Source organism: Synechocystis salina LEGE 00031 (assembly GCF_015207985.1).
GTDB classification, from domain to species: Bacteria; Cyanobacteriota; Cyanobacteriia; order Cyanobacteriales; family Microcystaceae; genus Synechocystis; species Synechocystis salina.
Genome location: NZ_JADEVV010000014.1, coordinates 19,257 through 32,288, shown reverse-complemented (window position 1 = coordinate 32,288; position 13,032 = coordinate 19,257). Strand labels below are relative to the sequence as shown.

The 13,032-nt window shown below is 45.4% G+C and carries 12 protein-coding genes and 2 pseudogenes; 8 read left to right on the top strand and 6 right to left on the bottom strand.

Annotation, left to right across the window (positions count from 1 at the left end; all coding sequences use genetic code 11):
- Position 1 precedes the first annotated feature (1 nt).
- The 6 genes from IQ217_RS06645 to IQ217_RS06620 all read left to right on the top strand — a co-directional run bounded on the left by IQ217_RS06645 (position 2) and on the right by IQ217_RS06620 (position 6,524).
- A complete protein-coding gene (locus tag IQ217_RS06645) occupies positions 2 to 865 on the top strand; it encodes a DNA-formamidopyrimidine glycosylase (RefSeq protein WP_194019350.1) in 864 nt (287 codons plus the stop codon).
- A 41-nt stretch (positions 866 to 906) separates the two neighbouring features.
- Complete coding sequence (locus IQ217_RS06640; protein ID WP_194019349.1) at positions 907 to 1,626, top strand: NUDIX hydrolase; 720 nt, start codon at positions 907 to 909, stop codon at positions 1,624 to 1,626.
- Positions 1,627 to 1,675: 49 nt separating this feature from the next.
- Positions 1,676 to 3,352: an NAD+ synthase gene (locus tag IQ217_RS06635; protein WP_194019348.1), complete on the top strand. Its 1,677-nt coding sequence runs from the start codon at positions 1,676 to 1,678 to the stop codon at positions 3,350 to 3,352.
- A 440-nt stretch (positions 3,353 to 3,792) separates the two neighbouring features.
- Positions 3,793 to 4,569 (top strand): putative bifunctional diguanylate cyclase/phosphodiesterase, encoded by a 777-nt coding sequence (locus tag IQ217_RS06630; RefSeq protein ID WP_228017301.1) that lies wholly within the window; start codon positions 3,793 to 3,795, stop codon positions 4,567 to 4,569.
- A gap of 217 nt (positions 4,570 to 4,786) precedes the next feature.
- Entirely contained in the window at positions 4,787 to 5,929 is a 1,143-nt protein-coding gene (locus IQ217_RS06625) for a response regulator (RefSeq protein ID WP_194019346.1), read from the top strand.
- 142 nt (positions 5,930 to 6,071) lie between these two features.
- Positions 6,072 to 6,524, top strand: a complete 453-nt coding sequence (locus IQ217_RS06620) for a BLUF domain-containing protein (RefSeq protein WP_190597955.1) — start codon at positions 6,072 to 6,074, stop codon at positions 6,522 to 6,524.
- Between the two features lie 254 nt (positions 6,525 to 6,778).
- Here IQ217_RS06620 and IQ217_RS06615 read toward each other — a convergent pair.
- Positions 6,779 to 7,593, bottom strand: a protein-coding gene (locus IQ217_RS06615; protein WP_194019345.1) for an IS5 family transposase whose coding sequence is annotated in 2 segments (ribosomal slippage) — positions 6,779 to 7,227 and positions 7,227 to 7,593 — 816 coding nt in all. Because the reading frame shifts where the segments join, the coding sequence is not laid out codon by codon here.
- 172 nt (positions 7,594 to 7,765) lie between these two features.
- A complete protein-coding gene (locus IQ217_RS06610) occupies positions 7,766 to 8,338 on the bottom strand; it encodes a Uma2 family endonuclease (protein WP_194019344.1) in 573 nt (190 codons plus the stop codon).
- Positions 8,339 to 8,466: 128 nt separating this feature from the next.
- On the opposite strand from IQ217_RS06610, the pseudogene IQ217_RS06605 reads away from it, so the two are divergent.
- A pseudogene (locus IQ217_RS06605) lies at positions 8,467 to 8,952 on the top strand (vitamin B12 dependent-methionine synthase activation domain-containing protein); the annotation flags it as partial.
- Positions 8,953 to 9,168: 216 nt separating this feature from the next.
- Here the strand turns inward: IQ217_RS06605 and IQ217_RS06600 are convergent.
- Both IQ217_RS06600 and IQ217_RS06595 read right to left on the bottom strand, forming a co-directional pair.
- The gene (locus IQ217_RS06600) at positions 9,169 to 9,678 is read right to left on the bottom strand and encodes a DUF3592 domain-containing protein (protein ID WP_194019343.1); all 510 of its coding nucleotides are present in this window, start codon (positions 9,676 to 9,678) and stop codon (positions 9,169 to 9,171) included.
- Between the two features lie 182 nt (positions 9,679 to 9,860).
- Positions 9,861 to 10,433 carry a Uma2 family endonuclease gene (locus IQ217_RS06595; RefSeq protein ID WP_194019342.1) on the bottom strand — a complete coding sequence of 191 codons (573 nt, stop codon included), beginning with the start codon at positions 10,431 to 10,433 and terminating at the stop codon, positions 9,861 to 9,863.
- 48 nt (positions 10,434 to 10,481) lie between these two features.
- On the opposite strand from IQ217_RS06595, the pseudogene IQ217_RS06590 reads away from it, so the two are divergent.
- A pseudogene (locus IQ217_RS06590) lies at positions 10,482 to 10,676 on the top strand (hypothetical protein); the annotation flags it as partial.
- A 65-nt stretch (positions 10,677 to 10,741) separates the two neighbouring features.
- On the opposite strand, the gene IQ217_RS06585 reads toward IQ217_RS06590, so the two are convergent.
- A complete protein-coding gene (locus tag IQ217_RS06585; RefSeq protein ID WP_194019341.1) occupies positions 10,742 to 12,082 on the bottom strand; it encodes a TldD/PmbA family protein in 1,341 nt (446 codons plus the stop codon).
- Between the two features lie 87 nt (positions 12,083 to 12,169).
- A complete protein-coding gene (locus IQ217_RS06580; RefSeq protein ID WP_194019340.1) occupies positions 12,170 to 13,009 on the bottom strand; it encodes a tetratricopeptide repeat protein in 840 nt (279 codons plus the stop codon).
- Positions 13,010 to 13,032: the final 23 nt, after the last annotated feature.

Genomic DNA, 13,032 nt, shown 5'->3' with positions numbered 1-13,032 from the left:
TGTGCCAGAACTACCAGAAGTGGAAACAGTATGCCGGGGGCTCAATCGTTTGACCCTGGAGCAGACCATCGGGGGAGGGGAAGTGTTGCTTGATCGCAGTCTTGCCTACCCCGTTTCTGTTGAGGATTTTCAAAGTCAAATTACCGGTTGTCGCTTGGTGGGCTGGCAACGGCGGGGTAAGTATTTGCTGGGGGAACTCAGAAAAAGTCAGACCAAAGCCCCAACAGGGTGGTTGGGATGCCATTTACGCATGACAGGACAGTTACTCTGGGCGGAGCGGAGTCAGCAGAGGCCAAAGCACACTAGGGTGGTGCTCCAGTTCGAAGGTGGCCGGGAGTTACGCTTTGTCGATACCCGCACCTTTGGTAAAATTTGGCTCCTACCAGGCGATCGCCCTTGGGCCGAAGTAATTACGGGGCTGGGGCAGATGGGGCCAGAACCATTTGGAGCAGATTTTACGGCGGAATATCTCTACGAAAAGCTGAAATCTAGTCGCCGTCCTTTAAAAAATGCCCTGTTGGATCAACGCTTGGTGGCGGGGTTGGGTAATATTTACGCCGATGAGGTGCTATTTTTTTGTGGCTTGAACCCTACCATGGGCAGTAATCAGGTTAGTCGGCAGGATTGTGAAAGGATACATCAACAAATCAAAGCCACGTTGACGGCGGCCATCGCCGCGGGAGGCACTAGCTTCAGTGACTATCGTCAGGTGACGGGTATCAATGGTAATTACGGTGGTATAGCCCAGGTATATGGTCGGGAAGGGGAACCCTGTCGCCATTGTGGTACGGCGATCGCCAAACTTAAATTAGCTGGCCGTTCGGCCCACTTTTGCCCCCAGTGTCAACCAAAATTGGACCGGTAAACGCCGACAAATATAGGTCAAACAAATTATTGATAAATCCTATGGGCCAGTCTCGATCAAACTATTTAGCTGACTTCAAAGTGGGTGTAGATAATGTAATTTTTTCCGTAGATACCCACCTGCATCGTTTATTGGTCTTATTAGTTAAACGAGAAGATGACCCCTATCAAAGCTACTGGAGCTTTCCCGGTACTTTAGTAAGGATGGGGGAAACCCTAGAAGGGGCGGCCCACCGGGTTTTATCGGAAAAAATTGCCGTCAAAAATCTTTACCTAGAACAACTATACACATTTGGCAACCCTGGTCGAGACCCCAGGGAAGCCCCGGATCAGTATGGAGTCAGGTATCTATCCGTCAGCTATTTTGCCTTAATCCGCTACGAAGATGCCCAACTAATGAGCAAAAACCTGAGTCAAGTCAGTTGGCATAATGTGGCGGCCATTCCCCCCTTGGCTTTTGACCATAACCAAATCCTTGACTATGGCTATCAACGGCTCCGCAATAAGTTGGAATACAGTCCCATTGCCTTTGAAGTGCTGCCAGAATTGTTCACCTTAAACGATTTATTTCAACTATACACCACGGTTTTAGGGGAAGATTTTTCCGATTATTCTAATTTCCGCTCCCGCTTACTAAAGTTGGGTTTTCTCAAAGATACTGGCCAAAAAATCAGTAAAGGGGTGGGTCGTCCCGCCAGTCTTTTTCGTTTTGATGCCCAGGCCTTTGCCCCTTTTAAAGATAAGGCCCTCATATTTGTCTGAATTGACGTCGGTGGATTAAAGTGATAATTACCATAATACCCCTCTGACTATGTTTACCATTGCCCTTGCCCAACTTAATCCCACCATTGGGGCGATCGCCGAGAATGCCGAAAAAATCGTCACTGCGGCCCTGCAAGCCCAGGCAAGGGGAACTGATTTACTATTAACGCCGGAATTAGCCCTATGTGGTTATCCCCCTAAGGATTTGTTACTTAATCCAAGTTTTGTTCAGCAATTGGAGGGGGAATTACAACGGTTGGCGGAAAAAATACCCCCTTCTATGGCAGTTTTGGTGGGCACTGTTACGCCTCACCACGAGGCAGAACATCAGGGGCAAAAAAAACTTTGGAATAGTGCCGTATTAATTGAGCAAGGGCAGGTAAAACAGCGGTTTCATAAATGTCTCTTGCCCACCTACGATGTATTCGACGAAGACCGTTATTTTGCCTCGGCCCCCAAGAGTGAATATTTTACTTACAAAAATGTCAAAATTGGTGTAACTATTTGTGAAGATTTATGGAACGATGAAGCCTTTTGGGGGCAAAAGTTTTACCAAGTTAATCCCCTCACGGATTTGATCGACCAGGGGGTAAATTTAGTTGTTAATCTGTCCGCTTCTCCCTACAGTTGTGGCAAGCATCGCCTGCGAGAATCTTTAATTAGCCACAGTGCCAAAAGATTTAATGTTCCTTTGATTTATGTTAATCAAGTGGGAGGCAACGACGATTTAATTTTTGATGGTGGTAGTTTTGCCGTCAATAATCAAGGTAAAATTATCGGGAGATCGCCATTATTTCAAGAGGATTTAGCCCTGTTAAATTATGACCTCAATAAAGGGGAATTAATTGGACAAAAATTAGCTAGTTTACCCATGGCTGGCCCCGAAGAGTTATGGCAAGCTCTGGTGTTGGGGGTGGGGGATTACCTCCATAAATGCGGTTTTAGTAAAGCGATTTTAGGCCTCAGTGGCGGCATTGATTCATCTCTGGTGGCGGCCATTGCCGTCGAAGCCTTAGGAAAAGAAAATGTCCTGGGAATTCTGATGCCTTCTCCCTACAGTTCCGACCATTCTGTTCAGGATGCTTTAGCCTTAGCGGACAATTTGGGCATTGCTACCCAGACCATTGCCATTGGCCCAATTATGGCTACCTATGACCAAGCCCTAGAACCCCTCTTCCAGGGCACTCCCTTTGGCATTGCGGAAGAAAATCTCCAGTCCCGCATCCGGGGCAATCTCCTCATGGCGATCGCCAACAAATTTGGTCATCTACTCCTCAGCACGGGCAATAAGTCAGAAATGGCGGTGGGTTACTGCACCCTCTATGGGGATATGAATGGTGGCCTAGCGGCGATCGCCGACGTGCCCAAAACCCAAGTATTTGAACTGTGCCGTTGGCTCAACCGGGAACAAACCATCATCCCCCCCAACGTCCTCACCAAGCCCCCCAGCGCCGAACTCAAACCAGGGCAGGTAGACGCCGACTCCCTTCCCCCCTACGATATTTTGGATGGCATCCTCGGCAGATTAATTGAAAAACACCAGTCCCCCCAGGAAATTATCAACGCTGGCTTTGAACGGGAAACTGTACTAAAAATTTTCCAATTAGTGCAAAGATCTGAATTCAAACGTCGCCAGGCCGCCCCGGGTCTGAAAGTCACGGATCGGGCCTTTGGCAGTGGTTGGCGCATGCCCATTGCCCAAGCGTTCCATTCCCAAAACTGTTAATTGCAGCAGCAAAGCCGCACTCCAAGGAGGAATTAGTCTGTAATGATCATTGAATTTTCTCCCTGGACTACGTTAGCATTTAATGAATGTAAAGAAAATATTAAGCGTAGTCCAATTGCTTCCAAACTTGGCATCTAAGCTTGGTGTTTGTCTAGGATAACTTAATTGCATTTATTTAAAAATCGATAACTTTACTCTTTTTGGAACAAATAAATGTTATGAATTCCTCGCTTTACCGTGGTGATAAAATCTACCATTGGTTCCTTACCTCCTCACTAAATTTTGTTTTCTCACCGCAAGCAATGTTGGACAATTTGTCACAATGGTTTCGTAACTTTCTTATCCCAAATTTTAGTAACAAATCCCTGACCGTACATGGGGTTAATAAGGTTGTCAACTCTGCGCAATCTAACCACCCAATTCAAAACCTAGCCTGGGAAATGGCCCATTCCCTAGAGCAGAACAAATTTCATCTCCATTACCAACCGCAAGTTGACATCAAAACTGGAGCTTTATTGGGAGTCGAAACCCTCATTCGTTGGCATCATCCCCGCCTGGGCTTGATTTCCCCCGCCGAGTTTATTCCCATTGCTGAACAAACTGGCTTAATTGTCCCCATGGGTTACTGGGTGTTACAGCAAAGTTGTCTTCAATACCAACGCTGGCTTTCCCAGGGCATTCCTCCTTTCAAGTTATCGGTCAATTTATCCCTGCGTCAATTACAAGAAACAAACCTAGTAACCGAAATAAAAAATATTGTTAGCCAAACTAAAATAAATTGCCAACAAATCACCCTAGAAGTAACAGAAAGTCTTATGCTCTGCGAACCAGGGGAAACAATTCACCATCTCAATCAACTAAATGATATGGGCATACAAATTGCCATTGATGATTTTGGTGTCGGCTATTCCTCCCTCTCCTACCTGAAGGATTTACCTCTCCAGACGTTAAAAATTGATAAATCCTTCTTAGATGACCTTTTGACCAGGGAAAAAAACCAAGTAATTCTCCAAACCATTATCGAACTGGGGCACCGCCTAGGCTTGAAAATTATTGCCGAAGGAGTAGAAAGTTCAGAACAGCTAGCTGTGCTCAAATCCATGGATTGTGACTATGGTCAAGGTTACCTATTCAGTCGCCCTTTAACGGACCAAGATGCTACTGCCCTTTTCAGAACATCATCCTTTTTGGATTCCCGCCCCCTGGCCACAGTTTAAATAATTTATCTTTAATATTTTTATTAATGCTTCAATATCCCATGGATTTTATCGGTAACTTTAGACTAAATTCGCCCCTCAATCTGGCTAAATTAGCCCAAACAGTCGAAGTCTTAGAAATCAAATAAGGCACAATACCATTAAACAATCAGCCAATTGCTCCGCTAATTAACTAATTTCAACATCGTCAATTTCTATCCACCGTCCGACCACTATAATGAGCAATTCAGTTTTGTCCGCCTCTTCCCCAGGTAATGTCCAAATTCAGCAGGCAATCCCCGCCAAGCTCCTCTATGCCCTTGTTAACCAAAAAACCAGCGGCAAACTAGTGGTGCAAAACCCCTTTGACGAGTTTGTTTATTGGCAAGTGTATTTAGGGGATGGTCGTATTCACCTGGCTAACAGTGCCAACGGTTGTTCAGAAAGACTCAACTATTTGATTGGTAGCACCCTCCGTCAGAGGGGTATCGAACTGCCGTCGAGAATTGCTGACGATTATCTTTTTCTTTCCGGATTATGGAAAAAGGATGTTTTTTCCTTTCAGCAAACCCGTTCGATTTTGACCCAAGCCAGCCAAGAAGCCTTAGTTCAGGTGCTTTCTTTACCCAAAACATCCTATCGTTTTAACCAGGAAAAAGAACTGAGCGAACTGTTTTTAAATTTAGAGTTAGAAAAAACCATTACTCCCATTAAGCATAAAATTCGCTACTGGTGGGAACTAAGATCCTATATTAATTCGCCCTTCCAGCGACCTCTAGTGGAAAATTGGCTTAGTTTGCGCCAAAATCTGGTAAAAAATAACCTCCATGGCCAACATTGGTTAAGGCGCTTTCACACTTGCTTGGAAAATTTAAATTGCTTGTACGAAATTGCTGGACATTTAGAAATCAGTACTTTGGAGCTGGCACTGATGTTACAGCCCATGGTCAAGACTGGTGAGATTAAAATGCTCCCCTATCAAGAAATTCAAACGGACGATCGCTATTTGGTGGCTTATGTTGACCATAGGGAAGCTCACCAACGCATGATGGCCTATTCTTTAGGAAAAGAGGGCTATCGAACTTCAGTGTTAGAGGATCCCTTCCGAGCCTTGACAGTTTTGTTGAATTCTCCTCCCGATCTGATTATTATAAATACTGACCTGCCCGATATGAACGGCTATCAGCTCTGTTCGTTTTGTCGTAAGTCAAATCAACTTAAAGATGTGCCAATCCTACTATTGGGTAAAGGAGACAATTTAATCAGCGGTATCCGTACCAAACTTTGTCAAGCGTCTGGGTACTTGAGCGAGCCTTTTGTACCTGAGGAATTACTTGGTCGGTTGGCAGAATTTATTCCCACTAATAAAACCAACTCCTGACAGCTTTTCTGGGTTATGGGCAGACAGTTTGAGGGGATTGATTTCACTTTTCAGCCACTGTTCTTCTCAATCCTAATCCAGACAGCAATCCAAAATATTACTAATCCTAAAATTATAAAGTAGCTAAAAGCTAAGCACAAAAATGAGTTTGTATCGTTTGATTTACAGCAGTCAGGGCATTCCCAACCTACAGCCCCAGGATTTAAAAGATATTTTAGAATCTTCCCAAAGAAATAATCCGGCCAATGGCATTACCGGGCTGCTCTGCTACAGCAAGCCTGCTTTTCTACAAGTGTTGGAGGGGGAGTGTGAACAAATCAATGAAACCTATCACCGCATCGTCCAGGACGAGCGTCACCATACCCCCCAAATCATTGAGTGTGTACCGATTAAAAGCAGAAATTTTGAAGTTTGGTCTATGCAAGCCATCACGGTGAATGATTTGTCGACAGAGCAAGTCAAGACGTTGGTGTTAAAGTATTCCGGCTTTACCACCTTACGCCCTAACGCCATGGATCCGGAACAATGTCTTAATTTTTTGTTAGACATTGCCAAAATTTATGAATTATCCGATAACTTTTTCCTCGACCTTTAGGAGGCTGTTGTGAACTACCCCGACTCCCTTGCGCTGAAGTTGGAGCTTCCTATCCAAAGAAAAGCTCTCTACCCCAAGGAGTAGCGAGCCTTACATTCTGACAATAGGCGGAATCCTCCGTTCCAGAGTTAAAAGCGTTAATTTTTCACCTCAATCCCCAAACATTGGGGGACTTTGAATCCTATTTGCCTCAGAATTGAGGAGGCAGGGTGGCTTTGCAGTTCCCCCCTAAGAGCTAATTTCTAAAGTAAAAATTAAGAAGTAATACGGGAAAGCATAATACGAATGAGGGCGCCGTAAATCATGGCTTCACTGATTTCGGTATAAAGTTCATAATCCTTGCTCAATCTTCGATAGTAATTTAAGCAACCAATAATACGCTCTACCACCCAACACTTGGCTAAAACTTCAAATTCTTTGGAGGAACGCTTGACGACCTCGAGCCGTACTGATTCTCCACACACTTGCCTTATTGCCCGAGCAAAATTTTCCCCGCAATAGCCCTGGTCTAGGTAAATCACTTCCAGTGAGGATAAATGCTGACGCAACTCATCAAAAATCACTACCGCTCCTAAGCGCTCTGAAGCATTAGCTTCCGTTACTAATAATCCTAAAATAAAGCCCTGGGAATCCACTACGATGTGCCGTTTACGTCCTTTAACTTTCTTGCCACCGTCAAAACCATAGACTTCCCCCTTTTTTCCGTTGTTTTAACGGATTGGGAGTCAGCCATTGCCACACTGGAGTCGGGAACTCTTCCCGTCTTTTCTCTCGCTTCTTTACGTAATTCATCATAAATTCTTTGCCAGATACCCTTCCTTTGCCACTTGTGAAAATATTTATACACTGTCTGATGGAGCGGAAAATCATGGGGGAGCATCTCCCACTGGCATCCTGTGCGCTGTACATAGAAGATAGCATTGATAATTTCTCGCAGGTCTACCTCTCTGGGACACCCAAATCCCTTATGTGCCGGTAGCTTGGGCTCGATTATCTTCCACTCTGCATCACTCATTCCACTCACATATGGCTTACGTTTCACATTGGCTACATTGGGTAAACTGCTCATCCACAACACTCAATTTTTACCACTCCACCACAAAAACTAAATTTCTTCTCTCCCCTCTTTTTTATATTTTCTTTAGAAATGACCTCTTACGAATCAGTTTTTGAATGTATTTATTCAATCCAATCCTGCGGGTTTGACAAAAATATCAAAGAAAGTGCTGGTTGCCCTCATATCAAAGATCCTTAAAAATTTCATTAACGGTTAACGCTAACTGGGGAAACGTGGGGGACTGAATTGCCATTGATTCTTTAAAATCACCCACTTCTTGATAGCAACCCGAAGCCAATTCTAAAACCAAAACTGATTGCGTTTGGGGATCAACAATCCAATATTCAGGAATGCTACAGGCTTGATATTGTTGACGCTTGGCAATGTAGTCCCGCTCCCGTTGCAATTCCCCCGGACTGACAACTTCCACCACCAATAAAGGCGGTAACATCGATAACCGAACCGTATTGCGTTTAGCTAATTGAGCAATATGCTCTTCTCGAATAATAGTTAAATCAGGAAAGCGGTTTTTGGGCTCACCATGAACTTCTAGTTCTAAACCGTGTCCCCGCACCCGATCCGTGCCCAACATTAAGGCAAAAACAAGAAATAAACGATTGGCAATTTGAAAATTCAAACCCGATTCCGTCGGCACAGCAATTAATTCCCCATTGAATAATTCATAGAGTTGATCGGTATCGTCTTCGTACGCAAGATACTCGTCAAAGCTTTTAAAGCGGGGTTGGAGCGCTAACATAGGCTGACCGTTTTCAGAAATAATTAGGCTTTTATTCTAACGATTTAGCGATTTTATGGCGATCGCCAGTCCCATCAAGCATATTCCCCGCGCAACCAATGGGAAGAACATTCTCATACAAACCATAGTTTGAATTTCCCCGGCAAAAGTCAGGGCGACGGCTTTGTATTGCGGACTTTTTTGCCTCAAAAGAATCAAGGATTATCGATGTTTTTCCTTTGCAAGCGACGACGGTGGGACAAATAGCGACGGAATATGCCAGGAAACTATTTGCCGGAGATAATTACACCGATTACTTCTACTTCCATGGCATGGCAGTGCAAATGGCGGAAGGTTTAGCCGAGTGGACCCACCAACGAGTACGGCGGGAATTGAGATTTGGTGATTTAGATCCCGACAATATCCGCGATATTCTGCAACAACGTTACCAAGGCTCCCGTTATAGTTTTGGTTATCCCGCTTGCCCCAATATGCAGGATCAATACACCCAGTTAGATTTACTCCAAACCGACCGGATTGGCCTGTTTATGGATGAAAGTGAACAGGTTTATCCAGAACAATCGACAACGGCGATTATTGCCTACCACCCCACTGCCAAATATTTTAGTATTTAGACTTAAGGCACTCAAGATGTCAGAAGTTTACCAACTTCAAAGAGTTTCCCTTGATTCCGACATTTGTTATAGGCAACCCTTTGTTTGACGATTATGCTATCTGGTTCAGAGGGTGTTTTAACAGCCCCCTTACCTCCCAAGTTTGGGGACTCCCAGTATTGCCAGAGCTTTAGTTAGGGGATTTAGGAGGCGAACTAAAACCTTCCAAACAGGCTCTTAGTTACGTATTACTAAAATCAGCAGAGATAGTCCAGTTGATAAGAAAATAAACCCCAAAATAATGGGAACAGCAGTTCCAAAATTAACGCCCGGTTTTAAGATAGCTAAACTGGGTTCTGTTGGTTTGTAAAATACATCAATGGCACTGCCAATTGGATATTTATTTTTTTCGGCGATCGCCTTACTTCTTTCATTAAAGCGTTTACTGGCGGTCGAACCGTCACCAAGGGAATAGCGATCGCCGGTGTAGGCATTGCCATCCATTTGGTAGTCATAGGTAATCTTCAAATGATGAGTTTCCACCCTGGTGCTGCCATTACGATCAACTTCTCTGATAATTTGCACAGATTTAATCTCGCCCGCTACAACTGGCCATTGTTTGGCAGCTAGGGCCTCCTGTACAAAATTGACACCGAAGATAATCATTGCCGCTCCACCGACTGTTAAAAGTCCGGCGAAACCAACTCCTAGCCCATATTGCCACGGTGGCATTGTTTGTTTTGTCATACCAAAGTTTATTTATAACAGGCGATCGCCTCATTGGGTTTGTTGAGATCATCCGCAACCTTAGGAAAATGAGGGTATAAGGGAGCATTGGGGATGTTAAAAACCCTATTATCACTTTTTTATAAAAACGGCTGAGGAAAATAGCGCCCCCCGTAGGAAATATCTCGGCGATCGCCGTTATCTCAAAGATCCTTAAAAATCTCATTAACGGTTAACGATAACTGGGGAAACGTAGGGGACTGAATTGCCATAGAGCCTTCAAAATTACCGACTTCCTGATAATTCTCTGAAACCAATTCTAAAACCAAAATTGATTGCGTTTGGGGATTAACAATCCAATATTCAGGAATGCTACAGGCTTGATATTGTTGACGCTTGGCAATGTAGTCCCGCTCCCGTTGCAATTCCCCCGGACTGACAACTTCCACCACCAATAAGGGCGGTAACATCAATAACCGAATCGTATTGCGTTTAGCTAATTGGGCAATATGCTCTTCTCGAATAATCGTTAAATCAGGAAAACGGTTTTTGGGCTCACCATGAACTTCTAATTCTAAACCGTGTCCCCGCACCCGTCGATAGCCAACGATTTCAGCCAACTTCAGTAGCAAAAATGTGGCAATTTCAAAGTTTAAACCCGATTCCGTCGGCACAGCTATTAATTCCCCATTGAATAATTCATAGAGTTGATCGGTATCGTCTTCGTACGCAAGATACTCGTCAAAGCTTTTAAAGCGGGGTTGGAGCACTAACATATGCCACCGTTTCCAGAAATAATTAGGCTTTTATTCTAGCGATTTAGCGATTTTATGGCGATCGCCAAATACGAGTTTCCCCGGCAAAAGTCAGGGCGACGGCTTTGTATTACGGACTTTTTTGCCTCTAAAGAATTGGGGATTACCGATATTTTTCCTTTGTAAGCTGTGACGGTGGGGGAAATAGCAGCGGAATATGGGAGAGAACGACTTACTGACGATAATTACACCGATTGTCTCTACCCAAAATAATCCGACCAGGGCGATCATGGCTTATCATCCCACCGCCAAATATTTCAGTGCCTAATCTACTCCCCTGTAATGGCCAATCCTTCCACCCAAACCCGGGGACAAACACCCCCTGGGGTAACTTCCGCTTCTGGTTCTAAGTAAACAATAGTTTTTAAAACTTCTAAGAAGTCCCCTGCCACCGTGGCCGCATCAATGCTTTGCTTTTCACCCTTGTTCACTAACCAACCATCAAAGGGCAGGGAAAAAGAACCCTGGAGGGAATTGACCCCGGCATGGAGAGCTTGAAGCTTATCTATATAAACTACATTTTCCGCTTCGTCCAAGCTATAGCTTTTTTCTGGAGTTTTCTCGCTGTACACATGGTAGAAGTGAGCTCCAACAGTAATTTTGGCTCCAATGTTGGCGTGGCCGGTGGGTTGGGTATTAAAACGCTTGGCAGTGCCGGCACTGTGGAGTAAGCCGGTTAAAACTCCGTTCTCAATGATGTTCACCCTTCTGGTGGGGGTGCCTTCCCCGTCAAAACGTTCGGCGGAAATGTTGCCTGGGTGCAGAGCATCATCGCTGACCGAAAGTAATTCACTGGCGATCGCCGTGCCGAGGGTTTCCTTGGTGGCCAAGGACTGTTTATCGAGGATGCTTTGGGCATTGTAAAGATTAGAAAAAGCACTGAGCAAACTTAAAAAAGCCCGGGGGGAAAAAACGACAGTATATTTGCCGGTGGGGATGGGGCGGTAATCAAGATGGCTGAGGGTTTTCTCCTTCACCGTTTGCAAACAATCATCAATGTCCAGGCTGGCTAAATCCCGGCTGATCTTCATTTCTCCGGCACTACGGGGCTTTTTGCCTTCCTGTTCTGCTCGACTGTAGAGATAAATGGAAGCATAGGAACGGCATTCATAACGTTTAGCCCCAGCACTGTTGAGATAAAACCGCTCCGTGGTCTGTTCCGATAAACCGTTATAGGGCACTCCGGTAATGGCGGGATGGCTGCTCAACAAGTCCTGTTCTGCTTTGACCAATGTGGCAATTAAATCCCCCATGGGGGCCGGTTCCGCCACGTCATTTTCAGCGCCACCGATGGGCACTTGGGCTTCGGGACTGAAGTCGGGAATATTATCAGTGATGCCAAAAGCACTGGCTTCGGCGGCGGTTTCCAGGGCTAAACTAATCCCAGCCGCATCCAAATCTGTGGTGCTAGTGACCCCCACTAAACCTTTGTCATTCCAAACCCGTACAATCACGCTGGCCCGGTTGGAAGCTTCTACCTGTTTGGGTTCACCGGAATCCACTTCGACTCCGCTGTCATCCACGGAAGAACCATAAATATCGTATTGTTTAATTCCCAGGGCGGCGGCTCCTTGGTGGGCATGGTCGGCGATCGCCTGAATATCGAGCATAGTCTTGTGATTATTAGGACTGAATAATTCCAATTTAACGAATGGACGGGGCCGAGAGCTATCAATTCCCCCGTGGGTGGGGATGCCTTAACTGAGACTCAAAAATTTATCCAACGCACTGATCACGCTGGGAGGCCAACGGCGGACTTGTTTGACCCAGTCCAGATTTTGGTAACGGCTATCTACCCCCACAGCGGCCACCCAATTGCTTTCTGCTTCCCCCTGTTGTCCATCTACCCACAGTACGGCGGTGAGGGCGGCCCGCATATCAGCAAACATGGGATATTTTTTTACTAAACGGCGCATGGTTTGAATGGCCTCTTCTTTTTGCCCCAATTCATAAAGGGCTAGGGCAGTGTTGGCCTGGGCAAAGGCAAAATTGGGGGCGATCGCCGTGGCTCGCTGAAAATCCTCTAGGGCGACGGTCCAATGGCCCAAACCCCCTTCCGCATTACCCCGATTATTGTAGGCAAAAGCATCTTCGGGGTTAACGGCTAAAACCTTGTTATAGTCGGCAATGGCGGCTTTAAATTCCCCTTTCGCTTCCAAGGCAGTACCCCGGTTGAGGTAGGGATCCGCCTGCCCCGGTGCCAACTCAATAGCTCGGTTGAAATCGGCGATCGCCTCGTCCAATTTGTTTTGGCTCACCCGAGAATTGCCCCGATTACTCCACACGGCGGGATTCTGGGGGAACTTCTCAATCAATTCCGTCCAATATTTTTCAGCGGTGACAAAATCCCCCATTTCCGTGGCGGCAAAGGCTTGATCGGCGAGGTTATCCCCTACCTGTAACTCCTCATTGGTGACAGGACTGACATTTTCTGTGGCCCAGACTGGGGCAGGGCAAAGAATTAGTAAACCGACCAGTAAAATTCCCCATAGATAGGGAGTCAGCAAAGCCAAACTTTTTTTTGCAAAGGGAATCATTGAAAATTTTTTTGGTATGTTAA

Coding starts and splice junctions, on each gene's coding strand:
- IQ217_RS06640 (WP_194019349.1), top strand. CDS start 907: ATGGGCCAGTCTCGATCAAACTATTTAGCTGACTTCAAAGTGGGTGTA.
- IQ217_RS06635 (WP_194019348.1), top strand. CDS start 1,676: ATGTTTACCATTGCCCTTGCCCAACTTAATCCCACCATTGGGGCGATC.
- IQ217_RS06630 (WP_228017301.1), top strand. CDS start 3,793: ATGGCCCATTCCCTAGAGCAGAACAAATTTCATCTCCATTACCAACCG.
- IQ217_RS06625 (WP_194019346.1), top strand. CDS start 4,787: ATGAGCAATTCAGTTTTGTCCGCCTCTTCCCCAGGTAATGTCCAAATT.
- IQ217_RS06620 (WP_190597955.1), top strand. CDS start 6,072: ATGAGTTTGTATCGTTTGATTTACAGCAGTCAGGGCATTCCCAACCTA.
- IQ217_RS06610 (WP_194019344.1), bottom strand. CDS start 8,338: ATGTTAGCGCTCCAACCCCGCTTTAAAAGCTTTGACGAGTATCTTGCG.
- IQ217_RS06600 (WP_194019343.1), bottom strand. CDS start 9,678: ATGACAAAACAAACAATGCCACCGTGGCAATATGGGCTAGGAGTTGGT.
- IQ217_RS06595 (WP_194019342.1), bottom strand. CDS start 10,433: ATGTTAGTGCTCCAACCCCGCTTTAAAAGCTTTGACGAGTATCTTGCG.
- IQ217_RS06585 (WP_194019341.1), bottom strand. CDS start 12,082: ATGCTCGATATTCAGGCGATCGCCGACCATGCCCACCAAGGAGCCGCC.
- IQ217_RS06580 (WP_194019340.1), bottom strand. CDS start 13,009: ATGATTCCCTTTGCAAAAAAAAGTTTGGCTTTGCTGACTCCCTATCTA.